15 protein-coding genes and 1 pseudogene are annotated in these 20,471 nt (G+C 59.8%); 12 read left to right on the top strand and 4 right to left on the bottom strand.

What is annotated here, in order from left to right:
* Position 1: 1 nt before the first annotated feature.
* On the bottom strand, positions 2-232 hold the full coding sequence (locus tag V3W27_RS22935; RefSeq protein ID WP_003227831.1) for a VF530 family DNA-binding protein: 231 nt from the start codon (positions 230-232) through the stop codon (positions 2-4).
* Positions 233-532: 300 nt separating this feature from the next.
* Here V3W27_RS22935 and V3W27_RS22930 point away from each other — a divergent pair, with 300 nt between their 5' ends.
* The 11 genes and pseudogenes from V3W27_RS22930 to cmoB all read left to right on the top strand — a co-directional run bounded on the left by V3W27_RS22930 (position 533) and on the right by cmoB (position 13,628).
* Positions 533-1,894 (top strand): carbohydrate porin, encoded by a 1,362-nt coding sequence (locus tag V3W27_RS22930; RefSeq protein WP_330207623.1) that lies wholly within the window; start codon positions 533-535, stop codon positions 1,892-1,894.
* 225 nt (positions 1,895-2,119) lie between these two features.
* Positions 2,120-4,531 (top strand): glucose/quinate/shikimate family membrane-bound PQQ-dependent dehydrogenase, encoded by a 2,412-nt coding sequence (locus V3W27_RS22925; protein ID WP_096795537.1) that lies wholly within the window; start codon positions 2,120-2,122, stop codon positions 4,529-4,531.
* A gap of 540 nt (positions 4,532-5,071) precedes the next feature.
* Positions 5,072-5,446 (top strand): DUF6124 family protein, encoded by a 375-nt coding sequence (locus V3W27_RS22915; RefSeq protein ID WP_115988969.1) that lies wholly within the window; start codon positions 5,072-5,074, stop codon positions 5,444-5,446.
* Positions 5,447-6,201: 755 nt separating this feature from the next.
* Positions 6,202-8,619 carry an endopeptidase La gene (lon, locus tag V3W27_RS22910; protein WP_027612113.1) on the top strand — a complete coding sequence of 806 codons (2,418 nt, stop codon included), beginning with the start codon at positions 6,202-6,204 and terminating at the stop codon, positions 8,617-8,619.
* 178 nt (positions 8,620-8,797) lie between these two features.
* Positions 8,798-9,226: a hypothetical protein gene (locus V3W27_RS22905; RefSeq protein WP_330207622.1), complete on the top strand. Its 429-nt coding sequence runs from the start codon at positions 8,798-8,800 to the stop codon at positions 9,224-9,226.
* Between the two features lie 46 nt (positions 9,227-9,272).
* Positions 9,273-9,350 (top strand): annotated as a pseudogene (locus V3W27_RS28270) (hypothetical protein); the annotation flags it as partial.
* Between the two features lie 180 nt (positions 9,351-9,530).
* Positions 9,531-10,550 carry a hypothetical protein gene (locus V3W27_RS22900; RefSeq protein WP_330207621.1) on the top strand — a complete coding sequence of 340 codons (1,020 nt, stop codon included), beginning with the start codon at positions 9,531-9,533 and terminating at the stop codon, positions 10,548-10,550.
* 141 nt (positions 10,551-10,691) lie between these two features.
* The gene (locus V3W27_RS22895) at positions 10,692-11,084 is read left to right on the top strand and encodes a protease inhibitor I42 family protein (RefSeq protein WP_096795534.1); all 393 of its coding nucleotides are present in this window, start codon (positions 10,692-10,694) and stop codon (positions 11,082-11,084) included.
* A 2-nt stretch (positions 11,085-11,086) separates the two neighbouring features.
* Positions 11,087-11,722, top strand: coding sequence for a lysoplasmalogenase (locus V3W27_RS22890; RefSeq protein ID WP_177408920.1), 636 nt, complete (start codon positions 11,087-11,089; stop codon positions 11,720-11,722).
* A gap of 245 nt (positions 11,723-11,967) precedes the next feature.
* Positions 11,968-12,675: a carboxy-S-adenosyl-L-methionine synthase CmoA gene (cmoA, locus tag V3W27_RS22885; protein WP_219737930.1), complete on the top strand. Its 708-nt coding sequence runs from the start codon at positions 11,968-11,970 to the stop codon at positions 12,673-12,675.
* Positions 12,672-13,628 (top strand): tRNA 5-methoxyuridine(34)/uridine 5-oxyacetic acid(34) synthase CmoB, encoded by a 957-nt coding sequence (cmoB, locus tag V3W27_RS22880; protein WP_330207620.1) that lies wholly within the window; start codon positions 12,672-12,674, stop codon positions 13,626-13,628. The genes cmoA and cmoB overlap by 4 nt, the downstream gene beginning before the upstream one ends.
* A gap of 126 nt (positions 13,629-13,754) precedes the next feature.
* Here cmoB and tadA read toward each other — a convergent pair whose 3' ends face one another.
* Together tadA and V3W27_RS22870 are read right to left on the bottom strand one after the other, a co-directional pair.
* Positions 13,755-14,252: a tRNA adenosine(34) deaminase TadA gene (gene tadA, locus V3W27_RS22875; protein ID WP_183783944.1), complete on the bottom strand. Its 498-nt coding sequence runs from the start codon at positions 14,250-14,252 to the stop codon at positions 13,755-13,757.
* Positions 14,252-15,628 carry a multicopper oxidase family protein gene (locus tag V3W27_RS22870; RefSeq protein WP_096795530.1) on the bottom strand — a complete coding sequence of 459 codons (1,377 nt, stop codon included), beginning with the start codon at positions 15,626-15,628 and terminating at the stop codon, positions 14,252-14,254. The genes tadA and V3W27_RS22870 overlap by 1 nt, the downstream gene beginning before the upstream one ends.
* A gap of 226 nt (positions 15,629-15,854) precedes the next feature.
* Between V3W27_RS22870 and V3W27_RS22865 the strand changes: the two genes are divergently transcribed.
* Complete coding sequence (locus tag V3W27_RS22865) at positions 15,855-18,797, top strand: membrane-targeted effector domain-containing toxin (protein ID WP_330207619.1); 2,943 nt, start codon at positions 15,855-15,857, stop codon at positions 18,795-18,797.
* Positions 18,798-18,879: 82 nt separating this feature from the next.
* Here the strand turns inward: V3W27_RS22865 and guaA are convergent, their stop codons facing one another.
* The gene (gene guaA, locus V3W27_RS22860; protein WP_150368528.1) at positions 18,880-20,457 is read right to left on the bottom strand and encodes a glutamine-hydrolyzing GMP synthase; all 1,578 of its coding nucleotides are present in this window, start codon (positions 20,455-20,457) and stop codon (positions 18,880-18,882) included.
* Between the last annotated feature and the right edge of the window lie 14 nt (positions 20,458-20,471).

The raw sequence follows: 20,471 nt of genomic DNA, 5'->3' as shown, positions 1-20,471 counted from the left end.
CTCAGAGCGGACGCTTGGTGCGCATCAGTTTCACGTACAAGCGCTCGACCTTCTCCCGCGCCCACGGCGTTTTGCGCAGGAAGGTCAGGCTCGACTTGATGCTCGGATCGCTCTTGAAGCAGCGGATATCGATGCGCTCGGCCAACCCTGACCACTCGTAATGCGCCACCAGCGCATTGAGGATCTGTTCGAGGGTTACGCCATGCAGCGGATCGGGAGTGTGGTCGTTCATGCCAGGCCTTTGGACGGAGGGAAAATGCACAAGCCGCGCACCTTAGCCGACGGGCCGGTCAGGTGAAAGGCCTTGCATCAAATGTAGGCCAACCCGAGAAGATCGCAGCCTGCAGCCATCGCCACAATGCGCCCGTTTGCCGCACTGTTACCGAATCAGAAATGCTGCATGTCTGCAAAAGCCCTTTGTCTTTTTGTTACAGATCATTATCCTGCCGCCCTTCAGCTGAATCGCTTCACTGCCTGCGTCAAATTGAAGCGCTCGGTTTACCCCCGTAAAACACCAAAAAAAGACTGACCCATGCCTGATTTTTCCTTCTCCCGAGACAGCGCTATCTCAACCCTGCGCCTGCTCGGCGGCTGCACCGCGCTCGGCTTCGCCACCTACGCCCAGGCGGCCCCCGCCTTCGACAGCGACTCACCGTGGATGCTCGGTGACTGGAACGGCACGCGTACCGAACTGGCGGAAAAAGGCTACGACTTCAAACTCGACTACACCGGCGAAATGGGCAGCAACCTGCACGGCGGCTACGACCACGATCGCACTGCGCGCTACAGCGATCAGTTCGGTCTGGGCACGCACCTGGACCTGCAAAAAATCCTCGGCTGGGACGATGCCGAATTTCAGCTGACCATCACCAAGCGCAGCGGCAACAACATCAGCAACGACCGGATCAACGATCCACGCGTGGGCGGCTTCACCTCGGCCCAGGAAGTCTGGGGCCGTGGCCAGACCACGCGCCTGACGCAGATGTGGTACCAGCAGAAATTCTTCGACCAGAAGCTCGACATCAAGGTCGGCCGCTTCGGCGAAGGCGAAGACTTCAACAGCTTCCCGTGCGACTTCCAGAACCTGGCCTTCTGCGGCTCGCAGGTCGGCAACTGGGTCGGCGGCATCTGGTACAACTGGCCGGTCAGCCAATGGGCGCTGCGGGTCAAATATCACCTGACCCCAGAGTTGTACGCGCAGGTCGGCGCCTACGAGCAGAACCCGTCAAACCTCGATCGCGGCAACGGCTTCAAACTCAGCGGCAGCGGCACCCAGGGCGCGGTGCTGCCAGTCGAACTGGTGTGGACGCCGAAACTCAATGGTCTGCCGGGCGAATACCGCGCCGGTTACTACTACAGCAGCGCCAAGGCCTCTGACGTCTATAAAGACCAGAACGGCCAGCCTGCTGCACTGAGCGGCGAAGCCTACCGCAGCGCGTCGAGCAAACACGGCGTGTGGTTCGGTGCCCAGCAGCAAGTCACCAGCCTCGCCAGCGATCACTCGCGCGGCTTGAGCGTGTTTGCCAACGCGACGATGCACGACAAGAAAACCAACGCGATCGACAACTACGTGCAGGCCGGCGTGGTCTACAAAGGCCCGTTCGATGCCCGCGCCAAGGACGACATCGGTTTCGCCCTGGCTCGCGTGCACGTCAACCCGGCTTTCCGCAAGAACGCCGAAGCGAGCAATCAGGCGCACGCCGTCTACGACTATGACGACCCGTCCTTCCTGCCGCCGCAGGACACCGAATACAGCGCCGAACTGTATTACGGCGTGCACGTCGCCAACTGGCTGACCGTGCGCCCGAACCTGCAATACATCCGCCATCCGGGCGGCGTGAACAATGTCGACGACGCCCTGATCGCGGGGATCAAGATCCAGTCGTCGTTCTAAAGCACACCGAAATACTCAATGTGGGAGCGAGCCTGCTCGCGAAGGCGGCGTGTCAGTCGATGCATCAGCCTTCTGATACACCGCTTTCGCGAGCAAGCCCGCTCCCACAGGGGGATTTATGAAATTCGTTAGCTACACAAGTTTTATCTGAACCATACCTGTGCCCAATCGTCATCTAAAGTGACTACAGCGCGGGACTACATAAACGTCACGGAGAATCACACTATGAGCACCGAAAGTGCTTCGAGTCGGGGCCGTCTGCTACCGAGCCTGCTCGGCATTCTGCTTCTACTGATGGGCCTGGCCATGTTGGCCGGGGGAGTCAAGCTGAGCATGCTCGGCGGCTCGCTGTACTACCTGCTGGCCGGTATCGGCATCGCGCTGAGCGGCATTCTGTTGCTGTTGCGTCGTCGTGCAGCGCTGGGCCTGTACGCCATCGTGCTGTTCGCCAGCACGGTCTGGGCCTTGTGGGAAGTCGGTCTGGACTGGTGGCAACTGGTACCGCGTCTGGCGCTGTGGTTCGTTCTCGGCATCGTGATGTTGCTGCCGTGGTTCCGTCGTCCGCTGCTGCTCAATGGCCCGGCGCCGATGGGCACAGGTGGCCTGACCGTGGCCGTGGTGCTGGCCGGTGTCACTGCCCTGGCCAGCCTGTTCACCCACCCGGGCGAAACCTTTGGCGAATTGGGCCGCGACACCGCGGACATGACCAGCACCGCACCGCAAATGCCTGATGGCGACTGGCAGGCCTATGGCCGCACCGAGTTCGGTGACCGCTACTCGCCACTCAAGCAGATCACTCCGGCCAACGTCGGCAAGCTGCAAGAAGCCTGGCGCATCCAGACCGGCGACCTGCCAACCGCCGATGACCCGGTCGAGTTGACCAACGAAAACACCCCGCTCAAAGCCAACGGCATGCTCTATGCCTGCACCGCGCACAGCAAAGTGCTGGCGCTGGATCCGGACACCGGCAAGGAACTGTGGCGCTTCGACCCGCAGATCAAGAGCCCGGTGGGCTTCAAGGGCTTTGCCCACATGACCTGCCGTGGCGTGTCGTACTACGACGAAGCCGCTTACGCGAAAGCTGATAACGCCGCCTCGGCCGTTATCTCCGAAGCCGGCAAAGCCGTTGCCCAGGCCTGCCCGCGTCGTCTGTACCTGCCAACCGCCGATGCACGCCTGATCGCACTGAACGCCGACACCGGCAAGATCTGCGAAGGCTTCGGCAAAAACGGCGTGGTCGACCTGACCCAAGGCATCGGCCCATTCACCGCCGGTGGCTACTACTCCACCTCGCCAGCGGCGATTACCCGTGATCTGGTGATCATGGGCGGTCACGTCACCGACAACGAGTCGACCAACGAGCCATCGGGCGTAATCCGCGCCTTCGACGTGCGCGACGGTCACCTGGTGTGGAACTGGGACAGCGACAAGCCGGACGCCACCGAGCCATTGGCCCCAGGCGAAACCTACAGCCGCAACTCGGCCAACATGTGGTCGCTGGCCAGCGTCGACGAAAAACTCGGCATGGTTTACCTGCCACTGGGCAACCAGACTCCAGACCAGTGGGGCGCAGACCGCACTCCAGGCGCCGAGAAATTCAGCGCCGGCATCGTCGCCCTCGACCTGGCCACCGGTAAAGTGCGCTGGAACTACCAGTTCACCCACCACGACCTGTGGGACATGGACGTTGGCAGCCAGCCAACCCTGCTCGACATGAAAACCGCAGACGGCGTGAAACCGGCGCTGATCGCCCCGACCAAGCAGGGCAGCCTGTACGTCCTCGACCGTCGTGACGGCACGCCGATCATCCCGATCAAGGAAATCCCGGTTCCGCAAGGCGCCGTGAAAGGCGATCACACCGCACCGACCCAGGCCCGTTCGGACCTCAACCTGCTGGCCCCGGAACTGACTGAAAAAGCCATGTGGGGCGCCAGCCCGTTCGACCAGATGCTGTGCCGCATCCAGTTCAAGGAACTGCGCTACGAAGGCCAATACACGCCTCCGTCGGAACAGGGCAGCCTGATCTATCCGGGTAACGTCGGCGTGTTCAACTGGGGCGGCGTCTCGGTCGACCCGGTTCGCCAGATGCTGTTCACCAGCCCGAACTACATGGCCTTCGTCTCGAAAATGGTGCCACGCGAGAAAGTCGCCGCCGGCAGCAAACGCGAGAGCGAAACCGCTGGCGTGCAGCCAAACACCGGCGCGCCTTACGCGGTGATCATGCACCCGTTCATGTCGCCACTGGGCGTACCGTGCCAGGCCCCGGCCTGGGGCTACGTTGCCGGTATCGACCTGACCACTGGCAAAGTCGTGTGGAAACGCAAAAACGGCACCAGCCGCGACAGCTCGCCAATCCCGATCGGCTTCACCCTGGGCGTGCCAAGCATGGGCGGTTCGATGGTCACTGCAGGCGGCGTCGGCTTCCTCAGCGGCACCCTCGACCAGTACCTGCGCGCCTACGACGTGAACACCGGTAAAGAACTGTGGAAATCGCGTCTGCCTGCCGGCGGCCAAGCGACCCCGATGACCTACACCGGCAAGGACGGCAAGCAATACGTGCTGCTCGTTGTCGGCGGTCACGGCTCGCTGGGCACCAAGATGGGTGACTATGTGATTGCGTACAAACTGCCGGAATAAGTTTCAGCGGCGGTAAAGGAAAGGCGATGCTCCGTGAGGGGCATCGCCTTTTTTGTGCCCACCCTTTCTGCATACACCTGAGAACCCTGTGGGAGCGAGCCTGCTCGCGAAGGCGTCAGCACATTCCACATCTACGGTGCCTGACACAATGCTTTCGCGAGCAGGCTCGCTCCCACAGGTTGAAAAGTGTTTGTCTGTGGGAAATGTGCTCGTCCTACAAATGCTGGTGATTGCACGGAGTTTTCCGACAGGTCGCGTCGGTTGTGCCTCGGAAATCGACTGGATAGGCTCTGAGGGTCGCTGAAAATTCAGCGAACGGGCGTCGCGGCCCGAGCAGTTCATTCGATTTGATGCATAATCGCCAGCCCAAACGGGAGCGCTCAGGTGTTCTGTGTTTGGTTTGATGGTGGCTGTGCGCGGGATACCTTCGGGTATGCCGAGATTGCCGAATGGCTCGGTCCGCGAACCCGCGTACAGCTGCCTCCTGTTATCGCGTCGCGGCGATATGTGGCAGCTCCACTTCTCATTCGGAGCTTCACCATGATCAAACCAACTCCCAATCCGCCCGCAGCGGAAAGCACATCCCCCTACGAATCCCTCGATTCCAGAAAACTCCACGACGCCGCCGAACGCGCCCTCGACCACTACCTGAAACCCTCCGCCGCCGCGGTGAGATTCCACAAACCCAGCAACATGTTCCAGGTCGCCCCGGACATGGACAACGAAAGCCTGCTGGTCCACGCCTGCGAATCGCTGGCCCAAGCCAGCCTCATGACCAGCGACATCGCCGCGTACATCGACATCCCGCAGCGCCGGACGATACTGGCCATTCAGCAAATCATCATGCTCGCCGAACTGGCGGTGAATCGGGTGCTGGATAATGTGGAAATCACCCAATCTGCGGCACACAGCTGAGCCATAGTGGGAGCGAGCTTGCTCGCGAAAGCGTCAGCACATCCAACACTTGCGGTGACTGACACACCGCTTTCGCGAGCAAGCCCGCTCCCACAGTGGAATTGGGTGAGTCAGGTGGAGATGGGTCGGCTCGTAGGCCGCCATCGCGAGCAGGCTCACTCCTACAGTTTGAACCCGGTGCATTCAGGTGGAGATGGGTCGGCTGTCAGGCCGCCATCGCTGGCAAGCCAGCTCCCACAGCTTTGATTTGTGCATGCCCCATGCGGCGCAGCCGCCCCACTCAAAACAATGAGCGCAAGCTCGAGTACCGCTCTTGATCTTGATCCTCGGGCGACGTCGGAAGGCTGAGTGGAGGGATTGATCCGGGGGTGGGAGCGCAGCGACCGTTTGGCGCAGCCAAACACAGCGAGAGGAGGTGCAGCGAAGCAAACCGGAGGCGCTGCCCCACGGATCAGTCCCGCAGCGAAGGAACCCCGAGCCCCAGCGAGCGGGCCGAACGCAGGAGCAAGCCTTTTCGGTTACCTTTTCGGCGTCTGGAAAAGGTGACTCGCCGTAAGGGCGAAACCGCCAGCCGCCACACCCAAAAAAACGGATAAACACCCAAAACCCCATGAACATGGTCGGCCCAAAGGCCGCCAAGTCCAAAGCGTGACGCCTGTCAAAACCCTGAACGCACAAGCAGAAACACCGCCCCCCATTGAAACCACCCAAAGCCTGCCCCATCTAAGACCCATACCCCATTGCGCAGGTGCCCCATGAGCGACCAGCAAGAATTCCCGGACAACCCAGACGACTACACAGAAGCAGAACACATCGAACACACCTCATCCGGCAAAGGCCTGGCCCTGCCCGGCCAGAACCTGCCGGACAAGGTCTACGTCATCCCGATCCACAACCGCCCGTTCTTCCCGGCCCAAGTGCTGCCGGTCATCGTCAACGAAGAACCCTGGGCCGAAACCCTCGATCTGGTGAGCAAATCCGACCACCACTCCCTGGCCCTGTTCTTCATGGACACGCCCCAGGAAGACCCGCGCCACTTCAACACCGGCGCCCTCCCCGAATACGGCACCCTGGTCAAAGTCCACCACGCCAGCCGCGAAAACGGCAAACTGCAGTTCGTCGCCCAGGGCCTGAGCCGCGTGCGCATCAAGACCTGGCTCAAACACCACCGCCCGCCGTACCTGGTGGAAGTCGAATACCCGCACCAGCCGACCGAGCCGACCGACGAGGTCAAGGCCTACGGCATGGCGCTGATCAACGCGATCAAGGAACTGCTGCCGCTCAATCCGCTGTACAGCGAAGAGCTGAAGAACTACCTAAACCGCTTCAGCCCCAACGATCCGTCGCCGCTGACCGACTTCGCCGCCGCCCTCACTTCGGCGACAGGTAATGAACTGCAAGAAGTGCTCGACTGCGTTCCAATGCTCAAGCGCATGGAAAAAGTCCTGCCGATGCTGCGCAAGGAAGTCGAAGTCGCGCGCCTGCAGAAAGAGATCTCCGCCGAGGTCAATCGCAAGATTGGCGAGCATCAGCGCGAGTTCTTCCTTAAAGAACAGCTCAAGGTGATCCAGCAGGAACTCGGCCTGACCAAGGACGACCGCAGCGCCGACCTTGAACAGTTCGAACAACGCTTGGAAGGCAAAGTGCTGCCGGCACAGGTGCAGAAACGCCTCGAAGAGGAAATGAACAAACTGTCGATCCTCGAAACCGGCTCGCCAGAGTACGCGGTCACCCGCAACTACCTTGACTGGGCGACCTCGGTGCCGTGGGGCGTGTACGGCGAGGACAAACTCGATCTCAAGTACGCGCGCAAGGTACTCGACAAACACCACGCCGGCCTCGACGACATCAAGGATCGCATCCTCGAATTCCTTGCGGTCGGTGCCTACAAAGGCGAGATCAGCGGCTCGATCGTGCTGCTGGTCGGCCCGCCGGGCGTGGGTAAAACCAGCGTCGGCAAATCCATCGCCGAATCCCTCGGCCGCCCGTTCTACCGTTTCAGCCTCGGCGGCATGCGTGACGAGGCCGAGATCAAGGGCCACCGCCGCACCTACATCGGCGCGCAGCCGGGCAAACTCGTCCAGGCGTTGAAAGACGTCGAAGTGATGAACCCGGTGATCATGCTCGACGAAATCGACAAGATGGGCCAGAGCTACCAGGGCGACCCGGCGTCGGCGCTGCTGGAAACCCTCGACCCGGAACAGAACGTCGAATTCCTCGACCACTACCTCGACTTGCGCATGGACCTGTCGAAAGTCCTGTTCGTATGCACCGCCAACACCCTGGATTCGATTCCCGGGCCGTTGCTGGACCGCATGGAAGTGATTCGCCTGTCGGGCTACATCACCGAAGAAAAAGTCGCCATCGCCAAGCGTCACCTGTGGCCGAAACTGCTGGAAAAGGCCGGCGTGTCCAAAGGCAGCCTGAGCATCAGCGACAGCGCGCTCAAAGCCTTGATCGACGGCTACGCCCGCGAAGCCGGGGTGCGCCAACTGGAAAAACAGATGGGCAAACTGGTGCGCAAAGCCGTGATGAAACTGATCGACGACCCGAAAGCAGTGATCAAGCTCGGCCCGAAAGACCTCGAAGCCTCGCTGGGCCATCCGGTGTTCCGCAATGAACAAGTGCTGTCGGGCACCGGTGTGATCACCGGGCTGGCCTGGACCAGCATGGGCGGCGCGACCCTGCCGATCGAAGCCACGCGGATCCATACGCTCAACCGTGGCTTCAAACTCACCGGGCAACTGGGCGACGTGATGAAAGAGTCGGCGGAGATCGCCTACAGCTACGTCAGCTCGCACCTGAAACAGTTCGGCGGTGATGCGAAATTCTTCGACGAAGCCTTCGTCCACCTGCACGTACCCGAAGGTGCCACACCGAAAGACGGCCCGAGCGCCGGCGTGACCATGGCCAGCGCCCTGCTCTCGCTCGCCCGCAATCAGCCGCCGAAAAAAGGCGTGGCGATGACCGGCGAACTGACCCTGACCGGTCATGTACTGCCGATTGGCGGCGTGCGTGAGAAGGTGATCGCGGCGAGAAGGCAGAAGATTTTCGAACTGATCCTGCCGGAGCCGAACCGGGGCAACTTTGAGGAGTTACCGGATTATCTGAAGGAAGGGATTACGGTGCACTTTGCCAAGCGCTTTGCGGATGTAGCGAAAGTTTTGTTCTGATTCAGACATTGGTCGTTATCAATCAAACAACGATAACGACCAATACTTCTTCGCATAGCCGAGCACTTCATAATTGCCAAGCGATATAAAAAACTGACATTTCTGACAGTACCGAAGTTTTCTATCTTGAATAAGCTCTACCTTGTTTCTCCCCCAGGTTAGACACAGGAGCTTCAAGATGAATAACTCAAAAGATGCAAGGACGTTTGCTCGCGGCATTTTGACAGCCTACATTCCAGAGGACGTCAACTTCTCGACCGATAAACTAATCATAAGTACTCATAAAGAAACCCTAGCCCTGGAAGGAATCTACCTCCGTACTGACCAACCGAACTTTTCAAGAAACGTCAGGGTTTTCCTGACAAAAAAAGACCAGAAGTATCCGGACAATGGCTGGCATAACTTTCCTGCAGAAAATATCAGAGTCGGATATGACGGAAATTTTAACGCCGATTTTTTTAGGACCATTCCGGGAGAAGGCGTTATTTTTCTCAACCTTGACCCTGCCACCCATTGCTACTCCTATGCTATGGATATAAGTTTCACAAAAGAGGGCAGTAACGAAAGTTTTCATGTTATCTGCTCATCTACAATGATCCATCAATAATCTGCTGCTGATCAAAATCAGCATTTTTGCATCGGCCGACGCTACGTTGCCGGATTATCTGAAGGAAGGGATTACGGTGCACTTTGCCAAGCGCTTTGCGGATGTGGCGAAGGTGTTGTTCTAACCCTGAGGCAATAAAAGCGCTGCAGGCTCGCGCCTGCAACGCTTTTTTATTTCGGTTAGTTTGTTAAAAACATAAAAGACAGCACAAAACAGCCTAAACAACTGTCAAGTCTGACAGTACCTTTTCTCAACTGCGCTATTGATACTGCGTGCTCAATTGGCTTCCAAAAGCGAGCACACAATGGAAAATCTGAACGCTACCCCTGCAGGTACTCTGCAAAATCTCTCCGGAGAATTCAAGGCGACATTTACCAGCGACACTGTTTCGGGCGCAGCACGGTATCAATACCAATCTCAACAACTCCAAAACAATCTGGCTGCCGCACCTGAGTATCTGGATTTTTACAGCACCTCAAGTTCAAGTCCTGACAGCCAATCCATCACCAATGATCGTCGAAGTATCAGGATTATATTCAGATCCGATCTTGCGCCTGGCACCTATGAGTTTCCTCCGGAAGGCGCTATAAGAAACGTGATTTACAGTGAAGTGCAAAAAGTCGGCATCGGTTTCTACGATACGAGCCACATAGCAACAAACGCCAGACTTGAGCTAAAGATCACCGAAGATGGCCGTCGTTACTCGGGCAAACTCGACTTCGACGTACTGATCAATGGAGAAACCCTTACAGTAAACTCCCACTTCGATGTTGTATTGCACTTCACCGCCCTCCCCTCAGGACAAGTCAACGTATCCAACTCCTCTTCTACTGAGGCACGCACTTCGGATGCTGTCCCGCAGAATATAACGGGCAAATTCAATGCGACATTCCCAACCTCACTCAATCCCGGTGAAACCTCTTTCGCAAGAGCCCCCTACCAATCCTCAAGCCTGAGCTACGACACGCTATTTCTGATTCCTGACATTAATTTTCTTAGCCGTAGCGGAATTCAACCCTTGGACAGTGACAGGACAAGCGACGCACGCGGATTTGAAATTTATTTGAAAAAAGGAATCACCTCTGGAACGTACCGCTACCCGGATCCGCTCAGCCCAATTACAAAATTGCTATACAGCGAAGTACGCCGAATAGGCGAAAAATATATAAATTTAAACTTTGAAACCTTAGAAGCGACTATTGAACTTGAAGTTTTCGATGAGCGTCGTCATGTCGCAAAAAGTTTAACCATGAAGGCCCGCCCACCCGCAGGGGCGATCTTGAATATCAACGCCGACTTTGACATTTATCTGTCCACTGATTAAACCCGACACGGGTTCTGAACGGCTTGACCGCCGCGCTCGGTTAAGCCGTTATCCGTGACCAATCCACACGCTCCGCGACACACTTTGTCTCATTCTCAGTTATGCTCGCCGTTCGTCGTCAACGCCGGAGCCACTGAGCCTATGTCCGCCACTCGCCTGTTTGTCCCTCTCGCCCTCTCTTTGTTGGCCGCCTGCGCCACGCAGCCAAAACAGAACGTGACCGTGGAAAACCAGAGCGAATGCCCCGTGCGTCTCACCAACGGTCAAAATCTGATCGTGATGCTGCCGAGCAACCCGACCACGGGCTATCGCTGGGCAATTCAGGATTCCGCCGGCGGCGTGCTACATGCACTCAGCCCTGAGGTTTACAGCAGTCCGAAAGATTCCGGCATGGTCGGCGCGGGCGGTTTTTCCACCTGGCGCTTCCAGGCCTTTGCCACCGGCAACGGCCGCCTGCGCCTGACCTCGCAGCAGCCGTGGGAACCGGAAGTTGAACCGGCAGAAACCTTCGACTGCGCCATTTCGGTGAACTGATCGTGGGCTGGCTGATTCTGGCGCTGATGGGCGCGGTGACGTTTCTCTACGGCGTGAGCACCCATGCGGCATTGCTCTGCCTGCTGGTCAAACCGTTACCGGTGCTGGCGCTGCTCGGCTGGCTGCACGATGCGCCACCCAGCGACTATCGACGCTGGATCAGTCTGGGGCTGATTTTCTCTGTGCTCGGTGACGTGTTGCTGGCGTGGCCGGGGGATTTGTTTGTGTTTGGCCTGGGGGCGTTTCTGGTGGCGCATCTGGCGTATCTCAAGGCTTACCTCAGCGATTGCAAGCGTTTGGCGCTCTTGCCGCTGGTGCTCGCGCTCGGCGTCGGCGCGGTGCTGCTGGGGATTTTGATTTCCAGTGGCCTCGGGCCGTTGCTAGTGCCAGTGGTCGTCTATGGCACCGCGATCAGCGCCATGCTCTGGCGCGCCCTCGCCCGCCTCGGCACCGATGTGCCCAAGCGATCGGCGCTGCTGGCGGCGGCGGGTGCGCTGGCGTTCGTGTTCTCCGACAGTGTGATCGGCATTGATCGCTTCGTATCGCCATTCCACGCCGCGCCGTACGTGATCATCCTCAGTTACTGGCTGGGGCAGTGGGGGATTGCCGCTTCGGCGTTTTCCGTGAAACACCGCTAACTTTGTAGTGAGGGGATTTATCCCCGATGGGCTGCGCAGCGGCCCTGAAACCGGTCAATCAGGTATGTCAGACAGACCGCAGGCACAGATCTTGGGGCTGCTTCGCAGCCCATCGGGGATAAATCCCCTCGCCACGTCGGACAACCCAAGCATCCCGACGCCACTTTGGCTAAAATGCCGGCCTTTTCATCAACACCGCCGGAACCGCCGTGAGCAAAGAACCCGATCGCATTTTCGCCCAGCCGATGGCCCAGGTGCCTGACTTCGCCTTCAACGAGGACGTGGTGCGGGTGTTCCCGGACATGATCAAGCGCTCGGTGCCGGGTTACCCGACCATCGTCGAAAACCTCGGCGTACTCGCGGCGCAATTTGCCCAACCGAACAGCGTTCTGTACGACCTCGGTGCTTCGCTCGGCGCCGTGACTCAAGCCTTGCGCCGTCACGTGCGCACCGACGGTTGCCGGGTGATCGCGGTGGATAACTCGGCGGCGATGGTCGAACGCTGCCGCGAGTACCTCAACGGTCAGGATTCGATGTTCCAGGAGTTGTTACCGGTCGAAGTGATCGAAGGCGACATTCTCGCGCTCGAATTCAAACCGGCCTCGGTGGTGGCGCTGAACTTCACCCTGCAATTCATCGCCCCGGAGCAGCGCACCGCGTTGCTTTCGCGTATCCGCCAGTCGCTGCTGCCCGGCGGCGCGCTGATTCTCTCGGAGAAGCTGCGCTTCAACGATGCCGAAGAACACGCGCTGCTCACCGATCTGCACGTCGCGTTCAAACGCGCCAACGGCTACAGCGAACTGGAAATTGCCCAGAAGCGCAGCGCCATCGAAAACGTCATGAAGCCCGACAGCCTCGAAGAACACCGTGAACGCCTGCTGGCCGCCGGGTTCTCGAAAGTCGTGCCGTGGTTCCAGTGTCTTAACTTTGCCTCGTTGATTGCCTTGCCATGATTGATCTGTCCCCCCTCGCCCGCCGTCTGGCCGGTAGCCCGCTGGCCGACTGGGCCAACACCCTGCAAGGGCAACTCGACAAGAAAATGGAGAAAGGTCACGGCGATCTGGAGCGCTGGCAGAGTGCGCTGGACGCGTTGCCGAAACTTGAGTTGACTGAAGTCGATCTGCTCAACGGCCTGAAACTCGACACCGACTGCGACGACGAAACCCGCGCGCAGATGCGCACCGCGCTGATGGGCCTGTCGCCGTGGCGCAAGGGGCCGTTCGACCTGTTCGGCGTACACGTCGACACCGAATGGCGCTCGGACTGGAAGTGGTCGCGGGTCGCCCCGCATCTGGACCTGAAGGGCAAACGCATCCTCGACGTCGGTTGCGGCAACGGCTATTACATGTGGCGCATGCTCGGCGCCGGTGCCGACAGCGTGATCGGCGTCGATCCGAACTGGCTGTTCTTCTGCCAGTTCCAGGCCGTGCAGCGTTATCTGTCCGAGCCGAATGCCTGGCACCTGCCGTTCCCGTTCGAAGACCTGCCGCCGAACCTCGAAGGCTTCGACACAGTGTTCTCGATGGGCGTGTTCTACCACCGTCGTTCGCCGATCGAGCATTTGCTGGCGCTGAAGGATTGCCTGGTCAAGGGCGGCGAGCTGGTGCTGGAAACGCTAGTGGTTGAAGGCGACAAGCATCAAGTGCTGGTGCCGGAAGATCGCTACGCGCAGATGCGCAACGTGTGGTTCCTGCCATCGGTACCGGCGCTGGAGTTGTGGCTGCGTCGGGCAGGTTTCACCGATGTGAAATGCGTGGACGTCAGCACCACCACCGTTGAAGAACAACGCGGTACCGAGTGGATGAAGTATCAGTCGTTGAGCGACTTCCTTGATCCCGAGGATCACAGCAAGACTATCGAAGGGCTGCCGGCGCCGATGCGCGCGGTGATTGTGGCCCGTAAGTAACCCTCTCAAACACCGCATAACCTTGTAGGAGTGAGCCTGCTCGCGATAGCGGTCTGACAGTCAAAGCAATGTTGAATGTCAGACCGCTATCGCGAGCAGGCTCACTCCTACAGTTGGGGGTTGTGTTTATTCAGATGGTTTTGCGCGACGGGCTCTGAAGAATTCGGTCAGCACTGCTCCACATTCTTCGGCCAGCACCCCACCTTCATACAACACCCGGTGATTCAAAAAGCCCTGGGTAAAGAACTGCCCCTGACTCTGCACAATCCCGGCCTTCGGCTCCAGCGCGCCATACACCACCCGCGCAATGCGTGAATGCACGATCAGCCCTGCGCACATGCTGCACGGTTCCAGCGTCACGTACAGCGTGCTGCCCGGCAGGCGATAGTTGTTGATGGCCTGGGCAGCAGCGCGGATCGCGACCATTTCCGCGTGGGCACTCGGGTCGCTGGTGGTGATCGGGCAGTTGTAGCCACGCCCGATGATCTCGCCGTTCTGCACCAGCACCGCGCCCACCGGCACTTCGCCGAGGGCTGCGCCTTGGGCAGCAAGCTCCAGCGCTTCGCGCATGAAGTCGCGGTCACGGCTGCGGTCGATGATCGCGGCGGGGCGAATCTGGCGCATCACTTCACCTCGATGGCGGCCATCAGGCCGGTTTCCATGTGGTCGATCACGTGGCAATGGAACATCCATACCCCCGGGTTATCCGCCACCAGCGCCACTTGCGCACGCTCGTTCTTGCCCAGCAGATAGGTGTCGGTGAAGTACGGAGTGATCTTGTGCCGGTTCGACGCAATCACCTTGAAGCTCATGCCGTGCAGGTGAATCGGGTGCTGGTACTGGGTCATGTTCTTCAGTTCGAAGATGTAGCTCTGGCCCAGCTTCAGGCTGGCAATCGGCCGGTCGGCGCAGGTCTTGTCCGTGATGTCCCAGGCCTTGCCGTTGATCTGCCACAGGCTCGGTGGCTTGCCGTTGTCGACATTCACCGACACCGAACCAACCCATTCGAAATTGAAGTTGAGTTTCTCGGCATTCGCCAGATCCGGCTCGGCCACCGGGTTGGCGGGCAAGGCTTTCGGCCACGTGGTCGGCGCATCGTTATTGGCCACCGAACGCAATGTGCCCAACCGCACCGGGCCATTGCGCAGCGACAACTCTTCACCAGCCGGCGGCGCCTTGATCGCCAGGCAAATGCGCATGCCCGGGCCCAGCCAGTATTCCTTGCCCAAGGGGCGCGGCTCGACCGGGTTGCCGTCCAGCGCATAGATCTGCGCTTCGACGCCGGGGATGTTGATGCGATACGTCAGGGTGTTGTCGAGATTGAGCAAACGCACCCGGGTGATCTGCCCGGCCGGCAACTCGATCACCGGCGTTGGCACGCCGTTGATGGTCGACAAGCGCCCCGCCGTACCGCCACGCGCCGCTTCACGGGGAATGCTGAACTCGACGAAATTGCCTTGCTCGTCGATGTGCCAGTTCTTCAGGCTCAGGGTCTTTTCGTACTTGAAACCGGTGGGCTCGCGCTCTTCGACAATCAACGGCCCGACCAGCCCGCGCCCCAGCTCCTCGCTGCTGCTGACGTGCGGGTGATACCAGTAGCTGCCGGCGTCCGGCACGCGGAATTTGTAATCGAAATATTCACCGGGCAGCACCGGCAATTGCGAGACGTACGGCACGCCGTCCATCTCCAGCGGCAGACGGATGCCGTGCCAGTGAATGGTGGTCGCCACCGGCAGGTGGTTGATGAAGCGCACCCGCAGCCACTCGCCCTGACGCACGCGCAGTTCAGTGCCCGGCGCCGATGGGCCGAACGCCCATGCCTCGGTCTTGTGCCCCGGCACCAGCTCAACGTCCAGTGGCGCCGCGATCAGCTCGTAGTCGTGGCCCGCGTCAGCATCGGCCATCTTGCCCAGCCAGTAGCGCGACGCGCCTCCCGCTCCGACACCAACGACAACAAGACCGGCCAGGCCACCGAGGATTTGGCGACGGGTAAAGGACATGAACTCAACTACCTCACGTATCTGCTTCGGGCACCGGGCCCGCAAAAGGCAAATACGATACACCTGCAATTGCGAAACAGTAAGGGCAGCGCGGCGGATGGACGCAGTTGCGCCTCGCGCGTACACGATTTCGATCGATCAAGTGACATAACTATGTAGTGCACATGCATCGAACAGCCGGGCCATCCTGTGCCACCCGTTTCTCAAGGAAAGAGAGCCCAAACACATGCCCAACCCGATGCCCAACGCCGCCGACAAGGCCGCGCTCAAGGCGATTGCCGCCACCGTCATCCAGACCTGCCCGAGCCTGCAGGACGCTGCTCGACAGGTCGCCAGCGACTTGTTGATCAAATACCAGATCCACGGTCTGGATCCGGATCAAGTGTATTTCCACCGCTTCGACGCCTCGCAAAGCAGTTCGAAAGCCTTCACCGGCTGGGAGCATGTGCACGCCACGCCCACTTCAAGCATGACCCTGACCCAGTTGGTGATTCACCGCTTCCGCGTCACCGATCAGGACAACGCCGACCTGCTCGACGTCTATGGCGGTTTCTATACTGCCGGTCCCGATGCCCGCACCTTCGATGAACGCAATGAAGTGCGCCTGCACGGCAACGATGTGCTCAAGGACTTCTGGAGCATCGACTTCAGCGCACTGTACGACGCTCAACTGAACGCTTTCTGGAATACCAGCGGCAGCGACTTTCGTACCCTGGCCAAGTGCAATTTCCTGATCAAAGCGCTACAGGCGCGGGACAAACGTCAGCTGAGTGGCGAGGATTTCCAGTTCGTCACGCAAGCGGCGATCGGCCCGCTGACGTGGCCAGTCAGCCTGCCATTGCTGCAGACCAGCCACCCTTGCCCGGACAGTGTGCGCACGCTGGACATTGCCGGTTACGCCGCTACCAACGTCCTGCGCTTCGTCGCGCCCCAGGGTCGGCAGATCCTCTACCTGCCCGGCGACAGCGATGCATTCCATGTACTGGAAAGCGCCACCGACCTGCACTTCTGGATCCTGCAGCGGATGAACACACCTGCGGCGCGCGAGACATTCCTTGCGCATTTCTCGCTGGCCGACCGGCAGCAGATCAACGCCAACCTCGGTGACCTGATGAATCGCCTGGTGGCGACGTGGGGCCGCTACGACCATTCGCTGATCAATCAGGACAACCGCGCGGTCAGTGGCGACGCCTTCACCTGGCTGAGTGACTCGACCCGCGCGGCGATGTTTGCCGAAGCCAGCCTGTCCCTGACCTCCAACGGTGACCTGCGCAAGAAGCTGTGGATCGGCTACCTCAGCGCCGGGGTCAAGGTGTTCGGGCCAATGGCGGTGGTCGGCTGGCCAGTCGCATTGCCGGTGATCGGCGCCAGCATTGCCAACATGGGGCTGAACATCGATCAGGCGGTCAATGGCAAAACCGCGGCCGAGCGCAAGGCCGGGATTGTCGGGGCGGTGCTCAACGGCATCGACATGCTGTTCAATCTGCTGGCACTCAAGGGTCCGGGATCGCTGGCCGAGGTCGGCCCCGAGGTGGATGCCGCCGAAGCGGCGGAAATGAGCGACCTGACCGATAAAGTCGGGACGCCGATGGGTGGGCCTCAGCCGCCGATTGCCACCCCCCTGATTGAAGACACCCCGCGACCGGTCATTCCGCCGAGCTGGCAAGCCAATGAGTTGCTCGACGGCATTACGCCGGTGAGCGAGCCCGGAAAATTCCAGGGCATTTATCTGCTCGATTCGAACCCCTCAACCGCCATCCTGATGGACGACACCGCCTATTACGTCCGCTACGAAGCCGACATCAACGGCAGCGGACACTGGGCGGTCATCGATCCTAAGCACCCCCACGGCTTTACTCGCTCGATCCCGGTACGCCTGAACCCTGAGGGTGAATGGGAAGCCATGCCTCGCGCAGGACTCAGCGGCGGCGGCAAGTCTTCGGGTCTGGCCGGTTCAAGCAGCCGCAGCACCGTGGCCGCCCTGCCCGCCTCGCAATACGACGTACCTGCCCCACTCAAGGCGAACCTTGAAGAAGGCGCGGCCGGGCTGAATGACGAGGCCTTGCGCGATTTCTACGACAGCCTGAACGAGTTCGATGCATTCAGGGATTTCAAGGTCATCCGCAAACGCCTGTATCACGATGCACTGGATTTTTTCAGCACGCTGCGCCTGCCCGTTCGTCCTCCGGTGCCCGCCCTGGCGGCAGACGCGACCGCCGAAGAAATCATCGAGAAAATCCTCGAACATGCCCGGGGCCTGGTCATCGGCGAGAGCCACACGGCCATCGGCAGCAAGCAATGGCTGATCGAGAACATGCAATTGCTCGCCAGCAAACAGGTGAAGAGCCTGTACATGGAGCACCTGCTGACCGATTTCCATCAAGCCGCGCTGGATGAGTTCTTCCGCACCGGCAACATGCCGCAAAAACTCGAGACCTATCTCAAGGCACTCGACGTCGGCAACATGACCGATCCGCTGGAGCGCTACACGTTCCTGGAACTGGTCAAGGAAGCCAGAAAGCAGGGGATCCATGTACAAGCCATCGATTGCATGGCGAGTTACCGACTCAACGGCATGGACTTGCCATTGGGCAACAACACCGCGCGGCAGAAAATGATGAATTACTTCGCGCGTCTGATGATCCGTGCCGATCAGTCCGCACGCGGCGCGCACAAATGGGTGGCGCTGATGGGCAACTCTCACTCCAACACTTTTGATGGGGTTGCCGGCGTCAGCGAACTGGAAGAGGCGATCGGCATTCGCGTCGAGGATGTCGCCGAAGGGACTTCACGGGGCATTGAAGTCGATCCCGGGAGAATCCTGCCCTTGGGCGGTACGGCGCACGATCGTTCCGCGCTGGTCAGAGGCGACTTGCGCCTGCAAATCGAAACACCCTGGACCGCGCACACGATGACCGAATTCGAAACCCTGCTGCCTCGCTACGGCATGTACTCCCTGAAGCAGCAACCCAACCTGACGTTCATCGTCCATCGCAGCCGCACCCGAGAACTGGTACGGACCGTCATCGACACAGACGGCAAGCACTTCTACATCGAACGCCCCGGCTGGCCTTCGGTGAGCGGTAAACGCTACCCGAGCATGAAAGCGCTGCTGCAAGCTCTGGATGACATGGGCATGCAACTGGGTGGCTGGTCAAAACCGCTGTAACGCAAAAACAGAAAAGCCGTGTGAAACGGATTTCACACGGCTTTTCGGTTGCAGCGATCAAGCCTTTACGGCTTGCGCGGGATCACTCCCACTCAATGGTCGCCGGCGGCTTGCTCGACACGTCGTAAGTAACGCGCGAAATGCCTTCGATTTCATTGATGATGCGGCCGGAAACGGTTTCCAGCAGTTCGTAAGGCAGGTGTGCCCAACGCGCGGTCATGAAGTCGATGGTTTCCACGGCACGCAGGGCCACGACCCAGGCGTAACGACGGCCGTCGCCGACCACGCCAACCGATTTCACTGGCTGGAACACCACGAAGGCCTGGCTGACTTTGTGGTACCAGTCGGCTTTGCGCAGTTCTTCGATGAAGATATGGTCGGCACGACGCAGCAGGTCGGCGTATTCCTTCTTCACTTCACCGAGGATGCGCACGCCCAGACCCGGGCCCGGGAACGGGTGACGGTAGACCATGTCGTACGGCAGGCCCAGTTCCAGACCCAGACGACGGACTTCGTCCTTGAACAGTTCGCGCAGTGGCTCGACCAGTTTCAGGTTCATCTCTTCCGGCAGGCCGCCCACGTTGTGGTGCGACTTGATCACGTGCGCCTTGCCGCTTTTCGCGCCAGCCGACTCGATCACGTCCGGGTAGATGGTGCCCTGTGCCAGGTACTTGATGTTGTCCAGCTTGCAGGATTCGGCATCGAACACGTCGATGAAGGTACGGCCGATGATCTTGCGCTTCTTCTCTGGATCGGCTTCGCCGGCCAGGTTGTTCAGGAACTGGTCTTCCGCGTTGGCGCGGATCACCTTGACGCCCATGTTCTCGGCGAACATGGCCATCACTTGCTCGCCTTCGTGCAGACGCAGCAGGCCGTTGTCGACGAAGACGCAGGTCAGTTGATCGCCGATGGCTTTGTGCAGCAGCGCCGCAACCACCGAGGAGTCAACGCCGCCGGACAGACCCAGCAGCACGTTGTCGGTGCCGACCTGTGCGCGGATGTTGGCGATGGCGTCTTCAGCGATCTTCGACGGAGTCCACAGGGCTTCACAGCCGCAGATGTCGAGCACGAAGCGCGAGAGGATGCGACCGCCCTGCTTGGTGTGGGTCACTTCCGGGTGGAACTGCACGCCGTAGTAAGCACGTTCGTCATTGAACATGCCGGCGATCGGGCAGCTCGGGGTGCTGGCCAGGATGTGGAAGTCTTCCGGCATCCTGGTGACCTTGTCACCGTGGCTCATCCACACGTCGAGACCGAACAGGCCATCGGCGTCGATGTGGTCCTCGATGCCGTCGAGCAGGCGGCTCTTGCCGACTACGTCAACGCGGGCGTAACCGAACTCACGCAGCTCGGAACCTTCAACCTTGCCGCCCAGTTGCTCGGCCATGGTCTGCATGCCGTAGCAGATACCGAAGACCGGCACGCCCAGATCGAAGACTGCCTGTGGGCAGCGCGGGCTGTTGGCTTCGTGCACGGACTCGGGGCCGCCGGCGAGGATGACGCCTTTAGGTGCGAATTCGCGGATCGCCTCTTCGTCCATGTCGAACGGGTGCAGCTCGCAATACACACCGATCTCGCGCACGCGGCGGGCAATCAGTTGGGTGTATTGCGAACCGAAGTCGAGGATCAGGATGCGGTGAGCGTGAATGTCGAGGGCCATGATTCAGTCTCGTC

This window comes from Pseudomonas sp. AM14(2022), assembly GCF_036346455.1.
GTDB lineage: Bacteria > Pseudomonadota > Gammaproteobacteria > Pseudomonadales > Pseudomonadaceae > Aquipseudomonas > Aquipseudomonas putida_A.
Note: the sequence above shows the minus strand (reverse complement) of the source record. Positions and strands in the feature narration are given on the sequence as shown.

Coding starts and splice junctions, on each gene's coding strand:
- V3W27_RS22935 (WP_003227831.1), bottom strand. CDS start 232: ATGAACGACCACACTCCCGATCCGCTGCATGGCGTAACCCTCGAACAG.
- V3W27_RS22930 (WP_330207623.1), top strand. CDS start 533: ATGCCTGATTTTTCCTTCTCCCGAGACAGCGCTATCTCAACCCTGCGC.
- V3W27_RS22925 (WP_096795537.1), top strand. CDS start 2,120: ATGAGCACCGAAAGTGCTTCGAGTCGGGGCCGTCTGCTACCGAGCCTG.
- V3W27_RS22915 (WP_115988969.1), top strand. CDS start 5,072: ATGATCAAACCAACTCCCAATCCGCCCGCAGCGGAAAGCACATCCCCC.
- lon (WP_027612113.1), top strand. CDS start 6,202: ATGAGCGACCAGCAAGAATTCCCGGACAACCCAGACGACTACACAGAA.
- V3W27_RS22905 (WP_330207622.1), top strand. CDS start 8,798: ATGAATAACTCAAAAGATGCAAGGACGTTTGCTCGCGGCATTTTGACA.
- V3W27_RS22900 (WP_330207621.1), top strand. CDS start 9,531: ATGGAAAATCTGAACGCTACCCCTGCAGGTACTCTGCAAAATCTCTCC.
- V3W27_RS22895 (WP_096795534.1), top strand. CDS start 10,692: ATGTCCGCCACTCGCCTGTTTGTCCCTCTCGCCCTCTCTTTGTTGGCC.
- cmoA (WP_219737930.1), top strand. CDS start 11,968: ATGGCCCAGGTGCCTGACTTCGCCTTCAACGAGGACGTGGTGCGGGTG.
- cmoB (WP_330207620.1), top strand. CDS start 12,672: ATGATTGATCTGTCCCCCCTCGCCCGCCGTCTGGCCGGTAGCCCGCTG.
- tadA (WP_183783944.1), bottom strand. CDS start 14,252: ATGCGCCAGATTCGCCCCGCCGCGATCATCGACCGCAGCCGTGACCGC.
- V3W27_RS22870 (WP_096795530.1), bottom strand. CDS start 15,628: ATGTCCTTTACCCGTCGCCAAATCCTCGGTGGCCTGGCCGGTCTTGTT.
- V3W27_RS22865 (WP_330207619.1), top strand. CDS start 15,855: ATGCCCAACCCGATGCCCAACGCCGCCGACAAGGCCGCGCTCAAGGCG.
- guaA (WP_150368528.1), bottom strand. CDS start 20,457: ATGGCCCTCGACATTCACGCTCACCGCATCCTGATCCTCGACTTCGGT.